This window comes from Nocardioides sp. P86 (assembly GCF_023712465.1).
Taxonomy (GTDB): Bacteria; Actinomycetota; Actinomycetes; order Propionibacteriales; family Nocardioidaceae; genus Nocardioides; species Nocardioides kribbensis.
This window is the reverse complement of record NZ_JAMAYE010000003.1, coordinates 744,893-764,238: the sequence shown is the minus strand read 5'-3', so window position 1 is coordinate 764,238 and position 19,346 is coordinate 744,893. Positions and strand designations below refer to the sequence as shown.

Here is a 19,346-nt window from a genome sequence, read left to right as displayed (position 1 = left end):
GGCTAGACCAGCGGGCGGGTAGCGTCGGGCGGGTGGACGACCTCGGCACGGCGTACGACGGACCGCGCCCGGCGCGCCGGGTGGTCTCGCTGGTGCCGTCGCTGACCGAGGCGCTGGCCTCGGTCGACCGCGACGCCGTGGTCGGTGCGACCGACTGGTGCACCCACCCCGCCGACCTCGGCGCCGCCCGGGTGCGCGGCACCAAGAACCCCGACCTCGCCGCGGTGCGCGCGCTGGAGCCCGACGTGGTCGTGGCCAACCAGGAGGAGAACCGCGAGCTCGACGTGAGGCGGCTGCGCGAGAGCGGCGTGCGGGTCTGGGTGACCCGCATCGAGACCGTGCCGGAGGCGGTCGGCTCGATGGAGCGGCTGCTCGACGGTCTCGGCTGGGAGCGCCCGACCTGGCTGGGCGAGGCCCGCAGGCTGTGGTGCGGCCCGGTGCCACCGGTGTCGCGACGGGTGGCCATCCCGGTGTGGCGCGACCCGTGGATGGTCGTCGGCGCGCGCACCTTCACCGGCGACCTGGCCCGTCGCCTCGGTCTCGACAACGTCTTCGCCGACCACCCCGACCGCTATCCCGCCGCCTCCCCGGAGCAGGTCGTCGCGGCCGCCCCTGACGTCGTGCTGCTCCCCGACGAGCCCTACCTCTTCACCGCCGACGACGGCCCGGAGGTGTTCGCGGGCGGCCCGGACGGCCCGGACGGCCCGGGCGGCCCGGGCGGCCCGGGCGGCGCGGGCGGCGTGGCGACCGAGCTGGTCAGCGGTCGGCTGCTGACCTGGTACGGACCCTCGCTCCTCGACGCCCACCGCTCCCTGGCCCGCTGAGCCCCGCCGGGGCGCGCGCGGCCACCGGGCGCGGCAGCGCGAAGAGCCAGTCGAGGCCGACCGCGAGCAGCAGCCGGTGCAGGGCCAGGCACACCGCCACGGCGGCGGCGGCCACCACCACCGGCCACGCCAGCGCGAGCAGCGGGCTCCCGGGCGGGGGCAGCAGCGCCGGCGCGTGGGCGAGCAGCGCGAGCAGCGGCGAGTGCAGGACGTAGACCGGCAGCGTCAGCGCCCCGAGGCGCGCCAGTGCGGCCCCGACCCGCGGCCGCTCGGCCAGCGCGACCGCGACGGCCAGCCCGAGCGGCACCCCGAGCAGGGCCAGCACCAGCAGGTCGGCGCTGCCCGGCAGGCCGGCGGCCCGCTGCGCCGCGAGCAGCGCCACGAAGCCGGCCACGAGCAGCAGCACGCGCCACGGCCGGCCGGCGGCGGGACCGGCGAGCCGGCGTACGTCCTGGGGCCGGTAGGCGGCCCAGGCGAAGAACACGAAGTGGGTCAGCACCGCGGCGCGGTTGAGGTCGTCGACCGGCAGCCACGAGGTCGCCGCGGTGAGCAGGGCCGCCCCCGCGAGGGTCGCCCGCGGCCAGCGCACCAGCAGCCGGGCCAGCACGACGTAGACCGCCAGCGCGTAGAGGAACCACAGCCCCGTCGAGGCCCAGACCAGGTCGGCCAGCAGCTCCGCGCCGTCCTGGGTGCGGTTGAGCGGCATCGCCCGCTCCACCGAGAAGTACGCCGCCAGCAGCAGCAGCCACACCGCGTAGACCCACGCGGTCGTGCCCACCCGACGGCGCAGCGCCGGCCACGGCCGGCGCACGACGCCGGCGGCGAAGAAGCCGCTCACGACGAAGAACAGCGGCATCCGCACCGGCTTGAGGGCCGCCGACAGCTCGTACCAGACCAGCGCCAGGCCGGAGGGGTCCAGCCAGCCGTCTCCGGCGGCGCGGTCGGTGCCCGGCAGCGGCGGCGGGCCGGGCTCGCCCATGAGCGCCGGCACGTAGAGCTTGCCGACGGCGTGGTGGAGCACGACCAGCAGGATGCACGCACCCTTGGCGACGTCGGCCCAGACCTGCCGGTCGGGCTGCCGGTCAGGCTGCCGGTCGGGCTGCCGGTCGGGCTGCCGGGGGGCCGGGGGCGCCGTGGTCACGCGAGGTCGGCCGGCACGGCCAGCGTGGTCTCGACGGTCCGCCCCCGCAGGACGGCCCGGCCGTGGCGCCGCCACCGCGCGCCCTCCTCGCCGCCCGCGGCCTCGACGGTCTCCCACGAGGTCAGCAGCCCGCCGTCGACCTCCTTGGCCAGCTCGGTGAGGCGGGCGGCGGCGTTGACCGCGTCACCGATCACCGTGTACTCCAGCCGGTCGGTCGTGCCGACGTTGCCGGCCACCGTCTCGCCGGTGTAGACGCCGATGCCGGCCGCGACGTCGGTCTGCTCCTCGGCCAGCCGCTGCGCCATCGCGCGCCCGGCCGCCAGGGCGCGCGCGGCGTGGTCGGGCAGCTCGACCGGGGCGCCGAAGACGGCCAGCACCGCGTCGCCCATGAACTTGTTGACGAAGCCTCCGTGGGCGTCGACCTCGTCGACGACCACGGAGAAGAAGCGGTTGAGTACGTCGACCACCTCGGCCGGCTCGCGGTCGGCGGCCATGGAGGTCGAGCCGACGAGGTCGACGAAGAGCACGGTGACCACCCGCGAGGCCCCGCCCAGCTCGAGGTCGCCCGCCGCCGCGGCCTCGGCGACGTCGCGCCCGACGTGGCGCCCGAAGACGTCGCGCAGGTGCTCGCGCTCGCGCAGCCCGTCGGCCATCTCGTTGAAGCCGGCCTGGAGCAGGCCCAGCTCGCTGCCGTCGTAGACCGGCACCCGCTGCGACAGGTCGCCGGAGCGGACCCGGGCGATGGCGCGGCGCACCGACTCGATGGGGGCCACCACCGAGCGGGCGTTGAGCACGGTGACCAGGAGGCCGAAGACGAGGACCACCCCGCCCAGCACCAGCACCTCGACGGCCAGCCGGGTGGTGGAGACCCCGTCGGTGAGGGCCAGCACGGCCGCCACCATCAGGCCGACCACCGGGGCGCCGGTGCCGAGCAGCCAGAAGGTGAGCAGCCGGCCGCCGACCCCGAGGCCCCGCGGGCGCCGCGCGGAGGTGTCGCCGGTGAGGGCGCGCGCCGCGATCGGGCGCAGCGTGAACTCGGTGAGCAGGTAGGCCACCGCGCACACCACCAGCCCGGCGATGGCCACGGTCAGGCCCGTGCTCACCGCCCGCGAGGGCTGCAGCAGCGCCGAGAGGAGGGTGAAGAGCACGACGGCGGCCAGCCAGAGCCCCGCCTGGAGCAGGGTGAGGCGCAGCGGCACCCGCAGCGTGCGGAGCCGGTCGCGCGGGGTGGGCTCCTCGCCGCGGGTGGCCCAGCGCAGGGCCTTGAGGGTGCCGCGGGTGCCACGGACCGCCCCGAGCACGAGCGCGAGGCCGACGTAGACCGGGATGGCGATGAAGAGCGCGAGGGCCATGTCGGCCTCCGGCGTCTCCTGGGCGAAGACGAAGGTCGACAAGATGACCACCACCCCCGCGCCGATGCTGTGGGTGGTGAGCAGGATGACGGTGAGCAGCAGCTGCATCCGCACCCGCAGCGCCCGCAGGCTCTGATCGGCCGGGCCCAGCAACCACGACCCGAACGGGTTGCGGGCGGCCTGGACGGTGCCGGCGGTCCCAGGGCTCACTCCAGCCACCTCCGTCCGGCCTCCGTGGGGGCCGTCGTCGACGGCCGTGCTCGGGCCCAGTGTGCCGCACCCGCGGGGCGCGGCTCAGCCGAACCCGCAGGTCACAGCGCCCAGCCCACGCCCGTCAGCTCCTCGGAGACGTCCCACAGCCGTCGAGCCGCGCCGTCGTCGGCCGCCTCCAGCGAGCGCGAGGCCGGTGCGGGGGCGCCGCGGAGCCCGCCGAGCCGCGACGGACCGACGTAGGTGCCGCCGACGAGGTCGTAGGTCGCCGCCATCACCGAAGGGCGCGCCCCCTCCTCGGCGCTGGTCGCGACGACGCGGTTGCCCACCGCCATCAGGGTGTTCATCAGCGGCACGGCGTGGTGCGACTGGAGGTTGGTCGCGGCGTAGCCCGGGTGCGCGGCGGTCGCGCGCACCGCGGAGCCGGACGCACCGAGGCGTCGCTGGAGCTCGGCGGTGAAGAGGAGGTTGGCCAGCTTGCTCTGCTGGTAGGCCCGCCCCGGCGAGTAGGAGCGCTCCAGGAAGAGGTCGTCGAAGTCCAGCGGCGGGCCCTTGTGCAGCGCCGAGGACACCGACACCACCCGGTCGGCCACGTGGGGCAGCAGCAGGTTGACCAGCGCGAAGTGGCCCAGGTGGTTGGTGCCGAGCTGGAGCTCGAACCCGTCGACCGTGCGGCCCTGGGGCACCATCATGATCCCGGCGTTGGCGACCACGCCGTGCAGCGGACGCTCCCAGCCCTCGGCCAGGGCCCGCACCGAGGCCAGGTCGGCCAGGTCGAGCGCGGCGACCTCCACCGACCCCCGGCCGCCGAGGCCGCCGCGGACCTCCTCGGCCGCGGCCCGCCCCTTGGCGGCGTCGCGGGCGGTCATGACCACGTGGGCGCCGGCGGCCGCCAGCATCCGGGAGGTCTCCAAGCCGAGCCCGGAGTTGGCGCCGGTCACCAGCCAGGTGCGGTCGGTCTGGTCGGGCACGAGGAAGTCGCTCATGGGTCCCAGCCTAGGAAGCGGGCCCAGGAAGCAGGCCCAGGAGCGGCCTAGGAAGCGGGCCCGGCGGCGCGCCCGGCGGCCCGCTCGCGCCGCGCCGCGGCGTGGGCCAGCGCGTCGTCCCACGAGCCGCCCCGCATCACCTGGGCCCGGTACTTCATGATCTCCGCCGGGGCGTCGACCGCCAGCGCGCCGATCAGCCGGTCGCCGCGGCGGTAGAGCGCCACCCAGCGTCCGGCCGCGGTCGGGTCGCCGTCGACGACGAGCACCTCGTCGGCCACCGGCGAGCCGATCATCTGGATCCGCACGTCGTACCAGTCGGACCAGAAGAAGGGCACCGTCGCGTACGCCGCCGCGGCGGCCGGGTCGAGCGCGTTGCGCGCGGCCGCGGCTCCCTGGTCGGCGGCCCCGGTCCAGTTCTCCAGCCGCTGGGTCTCCCCCATCGTGGCGTTGGGCCAGCGCACGACGTCGCCCGCGGCCCAGACCCCCGGGGCGCCGGCCCACAGCGTCTCGTCGCAGACGACACCGTCGTCGAGGCGCAGCCCGGAGCCCTCCAGCCAGCCGGTGGCGGGCACGACCCCGATGCCGACGACGACCAGGTCGGCCGGCAGCACCGTGCCGTCGTCGAGCACGACCCGCTCCACCCGGCCCGAGCCGTCGCCCTCGACCGAGGCGACGCCGACGCCGGTGAGCAGGCGGGTGCCGTGGCGCTCGTGGATGGCGGCGACGTGGGCGCCCAGCTCCGCGCCCACGGCCCGCGCCAGCGGCGTGGGCTGGGCCTCCACCACGGTGACGTCGAGGCCCCGGCCCCGGGCCGCCGAGGCGACCTCGGAGCCGATGAACCCCGCGCCCACCACGACCGTGCGTGCCCGCGCCTCGAGGGCGCGCCGCACCGCGCGCGCGTCGTCGAGGGTGCGCAGCGGGTGCACGCGGTCGAGGTGGTCGGTGCCGGGCAGGCGCCGCGCCGTCGACCCGGTGGCGAGCACGACGGCGTCGTAGGCCACCTCGCGCCCGCCGACGTGGACGACGCGCGCGGCGGTGTCGAGCGCGGTGGCCGGCCGGCCGAGCAGCAGCTCGACCCCGAGCTCCTCGCGCAGGTGGGCCTCCTCGCGCAGGTAGGGCGCCGCGGGCTCCGACCCGGAGCCGGCCCCGAGGTGCGCCTTGGACAGCGGCGGGCGGTCGTAGGGCAGGTGCTCCTCGGCGCCGACCAGCGTGATCGACCCGGCGAACCCCGCCTTGCGGGCCGACTCGACCGCGCGCAGCCCGGCGAGCGAGGCGCCGACCACGACCAGTCGGCCCGTGGCCGGGTCGGGCGGCGCGCCGCGGTCGGGCGTCGACCCCGGAGCGGTCACTGGAGTCGCAGCGCCCCGGTGGGGCAGCTGGCCACGGCCTCCTCGACGTCGGAGACGTCCTCGGGCGCGACCTCGGCCTGGAGCACGGTGAGGTCGCCGTTGTCCTCGAGCTGGAAGTGGTGGGGGGCCAGCGACTCGCACATGCCGATGCCCTCGCAGCGGTCGTAGTCGACGGTGATCTTCATGGGCGCACCTCGGGCTCGGGGTCGTGGGGGGACGGCCGGTCGGGGCGACCGGGCCCGCTCGCACGATGGCAGACCGCGCCCGGCCACCGCGGCACCTGTGGCGAAGGTCACGGCACGTGTCGCGGGCGACGTCGGAGTCACCCTTCTGTGGGAGATACCGGCCCGCGGCCCGTGGCACGGTGGATGAGAGGCCGGACCTTCCGCCTCACGATCGGAGGACCGATGACCGACCAGGCCAAGACCCCCGCAGGCAACCGGGCACGGTGGCTGGTGCCCGCCGCCGTGCTCGTGCTGCTCGTGGTCGTGGGCGGCGTCATCCTGCTCATCGGGCTGCTGCAGGGCGACGACACCGACCTCGACCCGCCCACGCCCGTCGAGGAGCAGAGCAGCTCGGCGCTCGCTCTCCCGGTGGACCCCGCCTCGGTCGGCTGACGCCCCGCGGCGCGGTCAGCGGTCGCCGCGGGCCAGCCTGGTCGGGAGTTCGGCGCCCCCCGGCGGGCTGCGTGAGCCCCGCCTGACCGACTCGGCCGCCGCGGCGACCGCTGCCCCGAGCATCCCTCGCGCCGCACCCTCACCGTCCCACCCGCGCGGGTGGGAGCCGACCCGGCCGCCGCACCGGTGTCCATGGGAGCGCGGGGCCCGTTCACCCCCGCGGGTGGACGCTGCGGGGCGTTCGGGAGGCAGAGTCGAGGAGGCCACCCTGGCACCTCACGGAAGGCGGCCCATGGACACCTCCATCACGCTCACCGTCGACGGCAGCGAGCACACGCTCGACGTCGACACCCGCACGACGCTGCTCGACGCCCTGCGCGAGCGGATCGGCGCGACCGCTCCCAAGAAGGGCTGCGACCACGGCCAGTGCGGCTCGTGCACCGTGCTCCTCGAAGGGCGCCGCCACCTCACCTGCCTGGCCCTCGCCGTGGCCCACGACGGCGACGAGATCGTCACCGCCGCCGGGCTCACCGGCTCCGCGGCCGACCCGGCCTCCCGTGGGGAAGACGCGCTGCACCCCGTGCAGCAGGCCTTCCTCGACCACGACGGCTACCAGTGCGGCTACTGCACCCCCGGCCAGATCTGCTCGGCCGTCGGCGTGCTCGACGAGGCGAAGCAGGGCCACCCCAGCCATGTGACCGACGACCTCGAGGTCGGCGGTGACGTCGAGCTGACCGACGAGGAGATCCGCGAGCGCATGAGCGGCAACCTGTGCCGCTGCGGGGCCTACGTCGGCATCCTCGACGCCGTGCGCCAGGCCGCGGGCCAGACCCCCGGCCGGGGCGTCGATCCCGCCCGCCACACCCACGACCACGAGACGGAGGGCGCCCGGTGAAGGAGCTCACCTACGTCCGCGCCGACGACGCCGCCTCCGCGGTCGCCACCGTCAGCGCCGACCCCCACGCCCGCTTCCTCGGCGGCGGCACCAACCTGGTCGACCACCTCAAGCTGGGGGTGGCGACCCCCTCGACCCTGGTCGACGTCAGCCGGCTCCCGCTCGACACCGTCGAGGTCCTCGAGGGCGACCGCGGCGGGCTGCGCATCGGCGCCAACGTGCGCAACAGCGACCTCGCCGCCCACCCGGTGGTCCGCAGCACCTTCCCGGCGCTCTCGCGCTCGCTGCTCGCGGGCGCCTCGGGACAGATCCGCAACCAGGCCACCACGGGCGGCAACCTGCTGCAGCGCACCCGCTGCGTCTACTTCCAGGACGTCACCACGCAGTGCAACAAGCGCGAGCCCGGCTCGGGCTGCTCGGCGCTGGAGGGCTACGGGCGCTACAACGCCATCCTCGGCACGAGCGCCGACTGCGTCGCCACCCACCCCTCCGACATGGCCGTGGGCCTGGCCGCCCTCGACGCCGACGTCGTCGTGCTCGGCCCCGACGGGGAGCGGCGCGTGCCGCTCGCCGACCTGCACCGACTGCCCGGTCACCACCCCGAGGACGACACCACCCTGGCCCACGGGGAGCTGATCACGGCCGTCGAGCTGCGCGGGAGCGAGCTGACGCGGCACTCGACGTACTACAAGGCGCGCGACCGCGCGTCCTACGCCTTCGCCCTGGTCTCGGTGGCCGGTGCGCTGGAGCTCGACGGCGACGTCGTGCGCGACGTGCGCATCGCCTGGGGCGGCGTGGCCCACAAGCCGTGGCGAGCCACGGTGGCCGAGCAGGCCCTGCGCGGCGAGGTCTACAGCGAGGACGCCGTGCGTGCCGCCGCGGCCGAGGAGCTGCGCGCGGCCGAGACCGGCGACGACAACGCGTTCAAGGTCGCCATGGTCCGCAACGCCACCGCGCTGGTGATGCACCAGCTCGCGTCGAAGCAGCAGCACCCCCAGCAGGGAGGCACCCGATGACCCAGCAGGCCACCCCCATCGAGGCACGCTCGATGGGCACCCACCTCGACCGCGCCGACGGCCGGGAGAAGGTCACCGGCCACGCCCGCTACGCGATGGAGCACGGCGCCGACGACGGCGTCGAGGCCCCGCTCACCGCCTGGCTCGTGCAGTCGACGATCGCCCGCGGCCGCGTCGTGCGCGTCGACCCCGCCGCGGCGCTCGCCCACCCCGGTGTCGTGAGCGTGCTCGACCACGAGACGGCGCCGCGCCTGGCCGACACCGAGGACCGTGAGCTGGCGATCCTCCAGGACGACCGGGTCGGGCTGCGAGGCCAGATCGTCGCGGTCGTGCTCGCCGAGACCCCCGAGGCCGCCCGCGAGGGCGCGCGCCTGGTGCACGTCGCCTATGACGAGGAGCCCCACCGGGCCTCCCTCGAGGGCGCCGAGACCTACGCCCCGGAGTCGGTCAACGCCGGCCACGAGACCGACTGGGCCGACGGCGACGTCGCGGCCGCCTTCGCCGGGGCCGCGGTGGTCGTCGACCAGCGCTACTCCACCCCCCACGAGCACAACAGCCCGATGGAGCCCCACGCCGCCACGGCGCTGTGGGACGGCGAACGGCTGACGCTGTGGGACTCCACCCAGGCCGTCCACGCGGTCGCGAAGACCTTCGCCCCGATGCTCGGTCTCGAGGCCGCGCAGATCACCGTGCGGGCGCCCTACGTCGGCGGCGGCTTCGGGAGCAAGGGCCTGCCCCACGCCCCCGAGATGGCGGCCGCCCTGGCCGCGCTGTCGGTGCCGGGCCGGCCGGTCAAGCTGGCGGTGACCCGCCAGCAGATGTTCGCGCTCACCGGCTACCGCACCGAGACGGTCTCCCACGTGCGCCTGGCCGCCGAGCCCGACGGGCGGCTGCTGGGCATCGAGCAGCACGCGGTGAGCCAGACCTCGGCGATCAAGGAGTTCACCGAGCAGACCGCCACCGCGGCCCGCATGATGTACGCCGCGCCCGCGCGCGCGACGACCCATCGGGTGGCCGCGCTCGACGTGGCGGTGCCGTCCTGGATGCGCGCGCCCGGCGAGATGCCCGGCATGTTCGCCCAGGAGGTCGCCATGGACGAGCTGGCCTTCGCCTGCGAGGTCGACCCGATCGAGCTGCGCGTGCGCAACGAGCCCGACGTCGACCCCGAGACGGGCAACCCGTGGAACAACCGCCGCCTGGTGGAGTGCCTCGAGCGCGGCGCCGAGCGCTTCGGCTGGGACGGTCGCCCGTCGGCTCCCGGCACCGTGCAGGACGGCGACTGGTGGGTCGGCACCGGCGTGGCCGCGGCGACGTACCCGACGCTGTGGATGCCGGGCAACACCGCACGCGTGGAGTCGCTCGGGGGCGGCCGCTACGCCGTGTCGATCGGCGCCGTCGACATCGGCACCGGCGCCCGCACGGTGCTGGTGCAGATCGCCGCCGACGCCCTGGGCGTCGACCCCGCCGCGGTCGACCTCCACATCGGCGACACCGACCAGCCCGCGGCCACGGTGGCCGGCGGGTCGGCCGGCACCGGGTCGTGGGGCACCGCGATCGTGCAGACCGTGCAGCAGCTGCGCGCCGACCACGGCGAGCACCCCGACGCCGGGGTGGCCTCGACCGCGACGGCCGAGGCCTACCCCGACATGGACCGCTACGCGCTGCACTCCTTCGGCGCGGTCTTCGCGGAGGTCCGCGTCCACCGCTGGACCGGCGAGCTGCGCGCGCCGCGGCTGCTCGGGGTCTACTCCTCGGGTCGGGTGGTCAACCCGATGACCGCCCGCTCGCAGTTCTACGGCGGCCTGGTCATGGGCCTCTCGGGCGCGCTCTTCGAGGAGTCGGTGCGCGACCCGCGCTTCGGCCACGTCGTCACCCAGGACCTCGCGACCTACCACGTGGCCTCGCACGCCGACGTGCACGGCATCGAGGTCGAGTGGCTCGCCGACGACACCGACACCCTCGCCACGCCCTTCGGCGGGCGGGGCATCGGCGAGATCGGCATCGTCGGCACCGCGGCGGCCGTCGCCAACGCCGCCTGGCACGCCACCGGCATCCGCGTGCGCGACCTCCCGGTCACCGCCGACCGCTTCGTGCGCTGATCCGATCGCCCGGGGCGACGCCGGGGGTCACCAGCTGGACGTGGTGATCCCCGGCAGCTCGCCGCGGTGGGCCATCGCCCGGAAGGTGATCCGCGAGACCCCCGCCTTGCGCAGGTAGCCGCGCGGGCGGCCGTCGACCTGGTCGCGGTTGCGCACGCGCACCGGGGAGGAGTCCCGCGGCAGGCGCGAGAGCGCACGCACGGCGTCGGCCAGCTCCGCGGAGCCCGGCTCGGCCCGGCGCACCCGCTCCTTGAGGGCGGCGCGCCTCTCGGCGTACCGCTCGACGGTGCGCCGACGGCGGGCGTCGGCGGCGATCTTCGCGGTCGTGGCCACCTCAGCGCTCCTCGCGGAAGGCCACGTGGCGGCGCACGCGGGGGTCGTACTTGCTCAACTCGAGCCGGTCGGGGTCGTTGCGCCGGTTCTTGCGGGTGACGTAGGTGTAGCCGGTGCCCGCGGTGGAGCGGAGCTTCACGACCGGGCGGATGTCGCTGCCGCGCGCCATCAGAGCCTCCCGCCCCGGCGCTGGATGTCGGCGACGACCGACTCGATGCCGCGGACGTCGACGACCTTGATGCCGCGCGCGCTGAGACGCAGTGTCACGGTGCGGCCCAGGCTCGGCACCCAGTAGCGCTTCTTCTGGACGTTGACGTCGAAGCGCCGGTTGGTGCGCCGGTGCGAGTGCGAGACGTGGTGGCCGAAGCCGGGCTGCCGCCCGGTGACCTGGCAGGTGCGGGACACGGGTCCTCCTGGTGATGGGCTAGAGTGATAACGATTCTCATTCTAAGCACTCCAGGAGGACCTGTTGAGACCCGGCATCCACCCGACCTACGACCTGGTCGCCTTCCGTGACCGCTCCACCGGCGACGTCGTGCTGACGCGCTCGACGCTGGCCGAGCGCGCGGCCGGCGAGGGCGGCACCGTCGAGGTCGACGGCGCGACCTACCCCGTGGTCGACGTCGACGTGAGCAGCGCCAGCCACCCGTTCTGGACCGGCAAGGGGCGCGTGCTCGACAGCGAGGGCCGCGTCGAGGCCTTCCAGCGCCGCTACGGCGCCCGCGCCGGAGGGGGGCGGTCGTCGTGAGGACACCCGTCGTCCTGGTCACGGGCGTCTCCCCCGACGCGATGGACGCGACCCTGGTGAGCCTGCAGTGGGACCTGCCGCAGGCCGTCGCCGTGCGCCACCACATCGACGTCGAGCGGCAGCTGCTGACCCGGGTGGTCAGCGACGTCACCGGCGTGCTCGACCGCGCCGAGGTCGACCTCGAGCACGCCTGCGTGAGCTGCGCGCTGCGCGAGGACGTCGTGCCGACCATCGAGCGGCTGGCCCGCGATGGGCGCTGGGGCACCGTCGTCGCGCACCTGCCGGTCGGTGCCGACGCCGCGCAGGTGTGCCACGTGCTGACCTGGGACGCGCGCCTGGCCCGCCACCTGCGCGTCGCCGGGGTCGTGACCGCCGTCGCCGGCCCCACCGTGGTCGACGACCTGCTCGGCGACGCACTGATGGCCGAGCGCGGCGTCGCGACGTCCCACGAGGACGAGCGCGGCGTCGGCGAGGTCGCCTCGGGCATGGTCGAGCACGCCGACGTCGTCGTGGTCACCGGCGAGCGCGAGCCCGCGGGCCTGGCCCTGCTGCGCACGCTGGCGCGGCCGGGCGCCCGCGTCGTCGCAGGCCCCGAGCTGCTCGACGGCGCGCTGGTCGCGGGCGGGCTGCACGACCACGCCGCGACCACCGCCTGGGCCTCGCCCTACCGCACCCAGGACGTGCCCTCCCCCGACGTCCCCGACGTGTGGCAGGTCGACCTGCGCTCCGACCGTGCCTTCCACCCCGACCGGCTGCTGGAGGGCCTCGAGGACCTCGGCAGCGGACGCCACCGCTCGCGCGGCTGCTTCTGGCTGCCCACCCGCCCCGGGCGAGCGCTGGAGTGGGACGGCGCCGGCGGCCAGCTCAGCATCGGCGCCGGCGAGTCGTGGGGCCGTCGCCCCGCGCAGACCCGCCTGGTGCTCACCGGCGTCGGCGCGCGGCCCGACCACCTCGAGGAGGCCTTCGAGGCCCTGCTGATGACCACCGCCGAGGAGGCCTCCGGGCAGTCGTGGCAGCGTCCGGTCGACGGCTTCGAGCCGTGGCTGGGCCCCGTGAGGGAGATCGCCTGATGGCCGTGCCGAAGCGCCGCACCTCGCGCAGCAACACCCGTCACCGCCGCTCGCAGTGGAAGGCGAACCCTCCCGCCCTCGTGCCGGTCACGGTCGCCGGCGAGGAGCACCTCGTGCCCCGGCGCCTGCTCCGTGCAGTCGAGCGCGGCCTGGTCGACCCCGCCACCGGCGCCCCCACCCGCGTCCGCACCTCGGGGGGAGGTGAGAGATGAAGGTCCGCAACTCGCTGCGCTCGCTGAAGCAGCAGCCCGGGTCGCAGGTCGTCCGCCGCCGCGGCCGCACCTACGTCATCAACAAGCAGAACCCCCGCCTCAAGGCCCGTCAGGGCTGAGCCCGCGCGGCGGCTAGCGGCCCTCGAAGGTCGGGCGCTGCTTGGCCAGGAACGACGCCACCGCTCCGGCGTGGTCGGTCGTGGCGCCGAGGCGCACCTGCGCGGCCGCCTCGGCCGCGAGGGTCTCGGCCAGCGGGCGGCCCGCGGCGGCGTCGGCGAGCAGCCGCTTGGACTCGGCGTACGCCGCCGTGGGCCCGGCCGCCAGCCGCCGCGCCAGGGCGGTCGCCTCCTCGAGCAGCGCGTCGGGCTCGACGACGCGGCCGCCCAGGCCCCAGGCCACGGCCTCGTCGGGTCCGAAGGGCTGGGCCAGCAGCACGAGCTCCCGGGCGCGCTGCTCGCCGACCGCGCGCACCAGCGTGGTCGACAGGCCCGAGTCGCAGGTCAGGCCGATCCCGGAGAAGGCCGTGCCGAGGAGGGCCGTGGTGCTCCACAGCCGCAGGTCGCAGGCCAGGGCCAGCCCCAGGCCCGCCCCGACGCAGGGGCCGGCCACGGCCGCCACGACCGGCTTGGGCATGATGGCCAGCGCGGTCACGACCGGGTTGTAGTGCTCGGTGACGGTGTCGAAGGCCGGACCCTCGGCCAGCGCGGCGGCGTGCTCGGCGAGGTCCTGGCCGACGCAGAAGGCCTCCGGGCCACCGGTGAGCACCACCGCCCTCACCCCCTCGTCGGCGGCGACCTCGCCCAGCGTCTCGCGCAGCGCGACCTTGAGCGCGAGGTCGAGGGCGTTGCGCTGGGCGGGCCGGTCGAGCACGACGGTCGCGACGGCGCCGTCGCGCTCCAGGCGCAGGGGGTGCATGGCGGGCTCCTCGGTGGTGGGTCCCCGACCGTCCGGTCGGTGGACGGCGGCCGGCCGACGACGCTGCCACGCCGTCCGGCTCGGCGCAACGCCGACCGGGGCCGACCGGTCGCCGACCGGTCGCCGACCGGGGCCGGCCGGGGCCGTCAATCCGCTGGCGACTGTCGGTGCCGCGCGCGATGATTCTCGGCGTCGACCCGGGTCCACCTCGCGTCGGCACCCGAGGAGAGGACCCCATGGACGAGATGATCCGCGCCACCGGCCTGGTGAAGCGCTACAAGGAGGTCGAGGCCCTGCGCGGGCTCGACCTCGCCGTGCCGGAGGGCACCGTGCTGGCGCTGCTCGGGCCCAACGGCGCCGGCAAGACCACCGCGGTGCGCGTCCTGGCCACCTTGCTCAAGCCCGACGGCGGCAGCGCGCAGATCGCGGGCGTCGACGTGCTCGCCGACCCCGAGGGCGTGCGCTCGCGCATCGGCCTGTCGGGGCAGTACGCCGCGGTCGACGAGCACCTCACGGGCTACGAGAACCTCGAGATGGTCGGCCGGCTCTACGGCCTGGGTCGCGCCCGCGCCCGCACCCGTGCGCGCGAGCTGCTCGAGCGCTTCGACCTCGCCGACGCCGGCGACCGGCCCTCGAAGACCTACTCCGGCGGGATGCGCCGGCGCCTCGACCTGGCCGGCGCCCTCGTGGCCGAGCCGCCCGTGCTGATCCTCGACGAGCCGACCACCGGGCTCGACCCGCGCAGCCGGCAGCAGATGTGGGACGTCATCCGCGAGCTGGTCGCCTCCGGCGCCACCCTGCTGCTGACGACGCAGTACCTCGAGGAGGCCGACCGCCTCGCCGACGACATCGTGGTCATCGACCACGGCAACGCCATCGCCCGCGGCACGGCCGACGAGCTCAAGGCCCAGACCGGCGGGGAGCGGATCGAGATCGTCCTGCGCGACGCCGCCGACCGCGAGACGGCCCAGCGGGTGCTCGAGCGGGTCGCCGTCGGCGGCGTCTCGGTCGGCGACAACGGCAGGGCCCTCACCGCGGCCGTCGACCGCGGCGCGTCTGCTCTGCTGGAGGTGCTGCGCGACTTCGAGGAGCACCGCGTGGAGGTGCTCGACGTCGGCCTGCGCCGGCCCACCCTCGACGACGTCTTCCTGACCCTCACCGGTCACGCCACCTCGGCCACGCCCGGCTCGCCGGCCGCGACCGACGACTCCCCGACCCCGACGGAGGCCCTCCGATGAGCACCATGACCCGCGCCGCCACCGACGGCTGGGTGGTCGCCAAGCGCAACCTGATCAAGATCAAGCGGGTGCCCGAGGTGCTCGTCTTCGTGCTGATCTCGCCGATCATGTTCGTGCTGCTCTTCGCCTACGTCTTCGGTGGCGCCATCTCCCCCGAGGGCGTGGACTACAAGGAGTTCCTGGTGCCGGGCATCTTCGCCCAGACGGTGGTCTTCGGCGCCACCTTCACCGGCGCCGGCCTGGCCGAGGACATGCAGAAAGGCATCATCGACCGCTTCCGCTCGCTGCCGATGTCGTCGTCGGCGGTGCTCGTGGGCCGCACGACCTCCGACGTGGTCTACAACGTGCTGTCGGTGGTCATCATGTCGCTGACCGGCCTGCTCGTCGGCTGGCGCATCCGCGACGGGGTCGTCGACGCGCTGCTCGCCTTCGGCCTGCTGCTGCTCTTCGCCTACGCGATCAGCTGGGTGATGGCCTGGGTCGGCCTGCTCGTGCCGAGCGTGGAGGTCATCAACAACGCCTCGTTCATCGTCATCATGCCGCTGACCTTCGTCTCCAACGCGTTCGTGCCCACCGAGAGCTTCGGCTCGGTGCTGCGCACGGTGGTCGAGTGGAACCCCGTATCGACGCTGACCCAGGCCGTGCGCGAGCTCTTCGGCAACGTGCCGGCCACCGCCCCGCCCCAGGAGGCGTGGTCGATGCAGCACCCGGCGCTCTACACGCTGCTGTGGGTCCTGCTGATCCTGGTCGTCTTCGTGCCGCTCTCGGTGCGGCAGTACCGCCTGTCGACCAGCAAGTAGCGCCGCCGGGCCGGCCCTCGCGCGGCAGCGCCGCCGCGCGGTCCGCCGGCCCCCACCCCGCCGGCACCACCCGTCACACCTGTCGGCCCACACCCGCACCTGTCGGCCGACGCGTGGGCCGACAGGTGCGGGTTTCGCCAGCCAGCCGGTGAAACCCGCACAGCCGTCAGCCCTTGCTGGCCGCCACCGCGAGCCGGTCGACGAAGTCGTTCATCGGGTGGCCCGAGTGGCCCTTGACCCAGTGGAAGACGACGTCGCCGCGGGCCTCCACCGCGTCGACCAGCGGCTCCCACAGGTCGCGGTTGGCGACGGGCTTGCGGGCGGTGTTGGTCCAGCCGCGCTGGCGCCACCCCTTCCACCAGGCGTCGCGGAAGCAGTGGACGACGTAGGTCGAGTCGCTGACCACGACCAGCGGGCCCTCCAGGGCCAGGACGGCCTCGAGGGCGGCGCGGATCTCCATGCGCTGGTTGGTGCTGGGCCGCTCGGCGCCCGAGGCGTGCACCGCGGTGTCGAGGGCCCAGGCCCAGCCGCCAGGGCCCGGGTTGCCCGAGCAGGCCCCGTCGGTGAACACCTGGCGAGCGCCGGGCGGCGCGACCATCGCGGGCTTGGCGGGACGCCGGGTGCGGGCGGAGGACGGGCGGGAGGACGAGCGGGAGGTGGTCGGCACGCCGGACACCCTGACACACGCCCCGGAAATGGTTTCGGGCGGCGGATCCGATGGATCCGCCGCCCGAAGCGCGTCTGTGGGTAGGCACCCCCTGAGCGCTACTCGTCTTGCGTGTCACCCGGTGCTGGTGAGAAGTCACCCGCGGTGGTGAAGATGAAGACAAGAGAAATATAACCCGACATCGGCCTCCGCACGAGCCCTCCCGGCACTTTCACCCCTGGGGGTGAGAGTGAAGGCGCGCGGCCCCTGGGGGCGCGGGCCACGAGGGGCCCACGGTGGTCTGGTCCGCCCCGCGGAGGCCGGTCAGGCCACGTGGTCGGGTGAGGTCGAGACCCCGCCCAGACCGTTCTGCATGCCCCAGGCCACCGCCTGCGGCCGCCGGGTGACGTCGATCTTGCGGTAGGCGCCGCGCACGTAGGTCTTCACCGAGTTGATCGAGAGGTAGAGCTTCTTGCCGATCTCGACGTTGGTGTAGCCCTGCACGATCAGGGCGAGGATCTCGGCCTCCCGCGGGGTCAGCGAGAGCGCGGCGGTGGCGCTGTTGCCGCTGAGCGCGCCGTGGGGGGTGCGGTCGACCGGCCGGTGCTGGCCGGCGGCGCCAGCCTGGCCGGGGCGCCCGGGCTGCTGGCGGTGGATGCGCTCGAGACCCGTGACCAGGTCGGCCGCGGGGAGGGCCTTGGAGAGCCGGCCGGGCGAGGCGGCGCCGGCGAGGTGCTGGGCCTGGTCGCGCCAGGTGAAGACCACGGCGCGGGCCCCGCCGACGTGTACGAGGCGCTGCAGGCTCTCGTGGTCGCTCTCGCGCAGCCCCACGGGCTCGTAGAGCACGACGTCGACCGAGCGCGGGTCGGCGAGGGCGTCGGCGAGGTCGACCAGCACGATGCGGTCGGAGTAGGGCTGGAGCAGGTGTCGGACACCCGGGGCGACGACGGCGTAGTCGTCGACCAGGGTGGCGCGGATGGGCGTGGAGACGATCACGGGCTCGAACCTACTGCCTGGAGTTTGCGCAGGTCAGCACCGCCCACGCGGCCCTCACCCATCTGAATGAGGTCCACCATGACATATGCATGACACATCACCAACACCCGGCGTACGCCGTAAGCCCGCCACCACGTCCCGCCGAGCGGGCCGGCCGGGCCGTCGGGCCGGTCCATACTGGGTCCGATGAACGCGACGGAGCACGAGCAGGCGGTGGCGCGCCGACGGGCGCGCACCCGGGGCCAGCTCGTCGCGGCCGGGCGCTCGCTGGTGGCCGAGCGAGGGGTCTCCGGGCTGCGCGTGCAGGAGATCACCGAGCGCGCCGGCGTGGCCTTGGGGTCCTTCTACAACCACTTCGGCTCCAAGGACGACCTCGTCGCCACCATCGCCGCCGAGACGATGGCCGAGCTGGTGGCCTCCGCCGTGCACGGGCCCGACGACCCCGACACCGCCGATCCCGGCACCGCGGGCGAGGACCCTGCGGTCACCGCCGCGCGGGTCGTGCGCCGGGTGGTGCGACTGCCCCTGGCCGACCCGGGGTTCGCGCGCCTGCTGGTCCACCTCAACCACGCCGACACCCCCGTCAACGGCGCGATGGCGCCCTACGCCCGACGGCTGCTCGCCCACGGCATCGCGGCCGGCCGCTTCCGCTCGCCCGACCCCGAGTCGACCGTCACCCACGTCGTGGGGGGTGCGGTCGCGATGATGCGACGCACCCTGGCGGGCGAGCGCGGCGAGGTCGACGCCGCCACCGGGCTCGACCCGGAGGCGCTGCACGTGGCCGTGATGCTCCAGACGGTCGGCCTCGACCTCGACGACGCCCTCGCCGTCGCCGCCGGGGTTCAGCGCGAGGACTGACCCGGCAGGCGCAGCAGCGCCTCGGCCAGGGCGGTGCCGGAGAGCCACGCGCCCTCCACCTTCGACTGCGGCCCCCACCCGTCGCCGCAGACGCCGACCAGACCGCCCGGCACCTCCGCGAGCAGGCACGGCTCGGCCCGCTCCCCGGTCGGCTTGGCCAGCGACCAGCGGTGCACCAGCGTCGAGGCCGGCTCCGGGAGGTCGAGCAGTCGGCGAAGCGCCGCGACGAGCACCGGCCCGGCGGCAGCCGGGTCGTCGAGGTGCCGGGCGGCGAGCGCGGGCGTCGAGTGGGCGACCAGCACCGGGGCGTCGTCGCCGCGCCGGCGCCCGTCGTCGGCGATCCAGGCCACGTCGTCGTCGCCGTTGACGAAGGCGCCGTGGAAGGCGCCACCCGGGGCCGCGGAGTCCCAGGCGCGCTCGGGCCACCGGGCCACCAGCGCGATCACCGGCTCGGAGGGCCGGGTCAGCCGCGCGGCCACCGCGCCGTGGTCGCCCCCGAGCAGGCGGGCCGCCTGCTCGTCGGGCATGGCCAGCACGACCGCGCCCGCGGTCGGCAGGTCGACCCCGTCGGCCACCACCCGCAGACCGTCGTCGCCCGACTCCACGCGCTCCACGGCGCCGCGGCGTACGTCGAGACCCTCGGCCAGGGCCTCGACCAGGCTGCGCATGCCGCCGGGGGTGCCCCAGCGCACCGGACCCTCCTTGGCGCTCGGGTCGGCGCCGGGCTCGAGCACCGAGAAGGTGTCGGTCCAGCGGTGGGCCAGGCCCGCCACACGCCAGGCCTCGACGACCTCGGCGAAGCGGCGGTCGGAGACGGTGAGGTAGGACGCCCCGGTGTCGACCGGCCGCCCCTCCAGGCGCTTGCTGGCCATGCGCCCGCCGATGCGGTGACCGCGGTCGACGACCACGACCTCGCGCCCCGCGTCGTGGAGTGCGCGGGCGCAGGCGATGCCGGACAGCCCGCCCCCCACCACGACGACGGGGCCCGCGACCGGGGTCGACGGGGTGGTCGGGTGCGTCGCAGCGGTGCTCATCACCCCA

The 19,346-nt window shown here is 75.5% G+C and carries 24 protein-coding genes; 12 read left to right on the top strand and 12 right to left on the bottom strand.

Going from position 1 to position 19,346, the window contains the following annotated elements; translation table 11 throughout:
• Positions 1–32 precede the first annotated feature (32 nt).
• Positions 33–824, top strand: coding sequence for a helical backbone metal receptor (locus M3673_RS17000; RefSeq protein WP_251535107.1), 792 nt, complete (start codon positions 33–35; stop codon positions 822–824).
• Here M3673_RS17000 and M3673_RS16995 read toward each other — a convergent pair.
• The 5 genes from M3673_RS16995 to M3673_RS16975 all read right to left on the bottom strand — a co-directional run bounded on the left by M3673_RS16995 (position 757) and on the right by M3673_RS16975 (position 6,047).
• Positions 757–1,965 carry an acyltransferase gene (locus M3673_RS16995; protein ID WP_251535105.1) on the bottom strand — a complete coding sequence of 403 codons (1,209 nt, stop codon included), beginning with the start codon at positions 1,963–1,965 and terminating at the stop codon, positions 757–759. The two genes, M3673_RS17000 and M3673_RS16995, sit on opposite strands and share 68 nt — an antisense overlap.
• Complete coding sequence (locus M3673_RS16990) at positions 1,962–3,527, bottom strand: adenylate/guanylate cyclase domain-containing protein (RefSeq protein WP_251535103.1); 1,566 nt, start codon at positions 3,525–3,527, stop codon at positions 1,962–1,964. Before M3673_RS16990 ends, M3673_RS16995 begins: the two co-directional genes overlap by 4 nt.
• A 101-nt stretch (positions 3,528–3,628) precedes the next feature.
• Complete coding sequence (locus M3673_RS16985; protein ID WP_251535102.1) at positions 3,629–4,513, bottom strand: oxidoreductase; 885 nt, start codon at positions 4,511–4,513, stop codon at positions 3,629–3,631.
• A 47-nt stretch (positions 4,514–4,560) separates the two neighbouring features.
• The gene (locus tag M3673_RS16980) at positions 4,561–5,862 is read right to left on the bottom strand and encodes an FAD-dependent oxidoreductase (protein ID WP_251535100.1); all 1,302 of its coding nucleotides are present in this window, start codon (positions 5,860–5,862) and stop codon (positions 4,561–4,563) included.
• A complete protein-coding gene (locus tag M3673_RS16975) occupies positions 5,859–6,047 on the bottom strand; it encodes a ferredoxin (RefSeq protein ID WP_056863279.1) in 189 nt (62 codons plus the stop codon). The genes M3673_RS16980 and M3673_RS16975 overlap by 4 nt, the downstream gene beginning before the upstream one ends.
• 222 nt (positions 6,048–6,269) lie before the next feature.
• Here M3673_RS16975 and M3673_RS16970 point away from each other — a divergent pair, with 222 nt between their 5' ends.
• The 4 genes from M3673_RS16970 (at position 6,270) to M3673_RS16955 (ending at position 10,489) form a co-directional block, all read left to right on the top strand.
• Complete coding sequence (locus M3673_RS16970) at positions 6,270–6,479, top strand: hypothetical protein (protein ID WP_251535098.1); 210 nt, start codon at positions 6,270–6,272, stop codon at positions 6,477–6,479.
• A gap of 292 nt (positions 6,480–6,771) precedes the next feature.
• Positions 6,772–7,374, top strand: coding sequence for a 2Fe-2S iron-sulfur cluster-binding protein (locus tag M3673_RS16965; protein WP_193665674.1), 603 nt, complete (start codon positions 6,772–6,774; stop codon positions 7,372–7,374).
• Positions 7,371–8,390, top strand: a complete 1,020-nt coding sequence (locus M3673_RS16960; RefSeq protein ID WP_251535096.1) for a xanthine dehydrogenase family protein subunit M — start codon at positions 7,371–7,373, stop codon at positions 8,388–8,390. Before M3673_RS16965 ends, M3673_RS16960 begins: the two co-directional genes overlap by 4 nt.
• Positions 8,387–10,489, top strand: a complete 2,103-nt coding sequence (locus tag M3673_RS16955; RefSeq protein ID WP_251535094.1) for a xanthine dehydrogenase family protein molybdopterin-binding subunit — start codon at positions 8,387–8,389, stop codon at positions 10,487–10,489. The genes M3673_RS16960 and M3673_RS16955 overlap by 4 nt, the downstream gene beginning before the upstream one ends.
• 27 nt (positions 10,490–10,516) lie before the next feature.
• Here the strand turns inward: M3673_RS16955 and rpsN are convergent, their stop codons facing one another.
• From rpsN to rpmB, 3 genes are read right to left on the bottom strand one after another with little or no spacing between them, the layout of a single operon-like run.
• Complete coding sequence (gene rpsN, locus M3673_RS16950; RefSeq protein WP_251535092.1) at positions 10,517–10,822, bottom strand: 30S ribosomal protein S14; 306 nt, start codon at positions 10,820–10,822, stop codon at positions 10,517–10,519.
• A gap of 1 nt (position 10,823) precedes the next feature.
• A complete protein-coding gene (gene rpmG / locus M3673_RS16945) occupies positions 10,824–10,991 on the bottom strand; it encodes a 50S ribosomal protein L33 (protein WP_056863273.1) in 168 nt (55 codons plus the stop codon).
• Entirely contained in the window at positions 10,991–11,227 is a 237-nt protein-coding gene (gene rpmB, locus M3673_RS16940) for a 50S ribosomal protein L28 (protein ID WP_193665683.1), read from the bottom strand. Before rpmB ends, rpmG begins: the two co-directional genes overlap by 1 nt.
• Before the next feature lie 64 nt (positions 11,228–11,291).
• Here rpmB and M3673_RS16935 point away from each other — a divergent pair, with 64 nt between their 5' ends.
• The 4 genes from M3673_RS16935 to ykgO are packed head-to-tail and all read left to right on the top strand — an operon-like array spanning position 11,292 to position 12,971.
• On the top strand, positions 11,292–11,570 hold the full coding sequence (locus M3673_RS16935) for a type B 50S ribosomal protein L31 (protein WP_056863271.1): 279 nt from the start codon (positions 11,292–11,294) through the stop codon (positions 11,568–11,570).
• A complete protein-coding gene (locus M3673_RS16930) occupies positions 11,567–12,640 on the top strand; it encodes a GTP-binding protein (protein WP_251535090.1) in 1,074 nt (357 codons plus the stop codon). Before M3673_RS16935 ends, M3673_RS16930 begins: the two co-directional genes overlap by 4 nt.
• Positions 12,640–12,852, top strand: coding sequence for a 50S ribosomal protein L32 (gene rpmF, locus M3673_RS16925; protein ID WP_193665685.1), 213 nt, complete (start codon positions 12,640–12,642; stop codon positions 12,850–12,852). Before M3673_RS16930 ends, rpmF begins: the two co-directional genes overlap by 1 nt.
• Positions 12,849–12,971: a type B 50S ribosomal protein L36 gene (gene ykgO / locus M3673_RS16920; RefSeq protein WP_056863268.1), complete on the top strand. Its 123-nt coding sequence runs from the start codon at positions 12,849–12,851 to the stop codon at positions 12,969–12,971. The genes rpmF and ykgO overlap by 4 nt, the downstream gene beginning before the upstream one ends.
• Positions 12,972–12,984: 13 nt before the next feature.
• Here the strand turns inward: ykgO and M3673_RS16915 are convergent, their stop codons facing one another.
• Positions 12,985–13,767: an enoyl-CoA hydratase/isomerase family protein gene (locus M3673_RS16915; protein WP_251535088.1), complete on the bottom strand. Its 783-nt coding sequence runs from the start codon at positions 13,765–13,767 to the stop codon at positions 12,985–12,987.
• 236 nt (positions 13,768–14,003) lie between these two features.
• On the opposite strand from M3673_RS16915, the gene M3673_RS16910 reads away from it, so the two are divergent.
• Together M3673_RS16910 and M3673_RS16905 are read left to right on the top strand one after the other, a co-directional pair.
• Positions 14,004–15,005 carry an ATP-binding cassette domain-containing protein gene (locus tag M3673_RS16910; RefSeq protein WP_251535086.1) on the top strand — a complete coding sequence of 334 codons (1,002 nt, stop codon included), beginning with the start codon at positions 14,004–14,006 and terminating at the stop codon, positions 15,003–15,005.
• Positions 15,002–15,805, top strand: a complete 804-nt coding sequence (locus M3673_RS16905; protein WP_056863265.1) for an ABC transporter permease — start codon at positions 15,002–15,004, stop codon at positions 15,803–15,805. The genes M3673_RS16910 and M3673_RS16905 overlap by 4 nt, the downstream gene beginning before the upstream one ends.
• Positions 15,806–15,971: 166 nt before the next feature.
• On the opposite strand, the gene M3673_RS16900 is transcribed toward M3673_RS16905, so the two are convergent.
• Both M3673_RS16900 and M3673_RS19745 read right to left on the bottom strand, forming a co-directional pair.
• Positions 15,972–16,472 (bottom strand): ribonuclease H, encoded by a 501-nt coding sequence (locus tag M3673_RS16900; RefSeq protein WP_235557518.1) that lies wholly within the window; start codon positions 16,470–16,472, stop codon positions 15,972–15,974.
• A gap of 303 nt (positions 16,473–16,775) precedes the next feature.
• Positions 16,776–17,447 carry a response regulator transcription factor gene (locus M3673_RS19745; protein ID WP_251535084.1) on the bottom strand — a complete coding sequence of 224 codons (672 nt, stop codon included), beginning with the start codon at positions 17,445–17,447 and terminating at the stop codon, positions 16,776–16,778.
• A 186-nt stretch (positions 17,448–17,633) separates the two neighbouring features.
• On the opposite strand from M3673_RS19745, the gene M3673_RS16890 reads away from it, so the two are divergent.
• Positions 17,634–18,305 carry a TetR/AcrR family transcriptional regulator gene (locus M3673_RS16890; RefSeq protein ID WP_251535082.1) on the top strand — a complete coding sequence of 224 codons (672 nt, stop codon included), beginning with the start codon at positions 17,634–17,636 and terminating at the stop codon, positions 18,303–18,305.
• Here the strand turns inward: M3673_RS16890 and M3673_RS16885 are convergent.
• Positions 18,290–19,339, bottom strand: coding sequence for an NAD(P)/FAD-dependent oxidoreductase (locus tag M3673_RS16885; protein ID WP_251535080.1), 1,050 nt, complete (start codon positions 19,337–19,339; stop codon positions 18,290–18,292). The genes M3673_RS16890 and M3673_RS16885 overlap by 16 nt on opposite strands.
• Positions 19,340–19,346 lie beyond the last annotated feature (7 nt).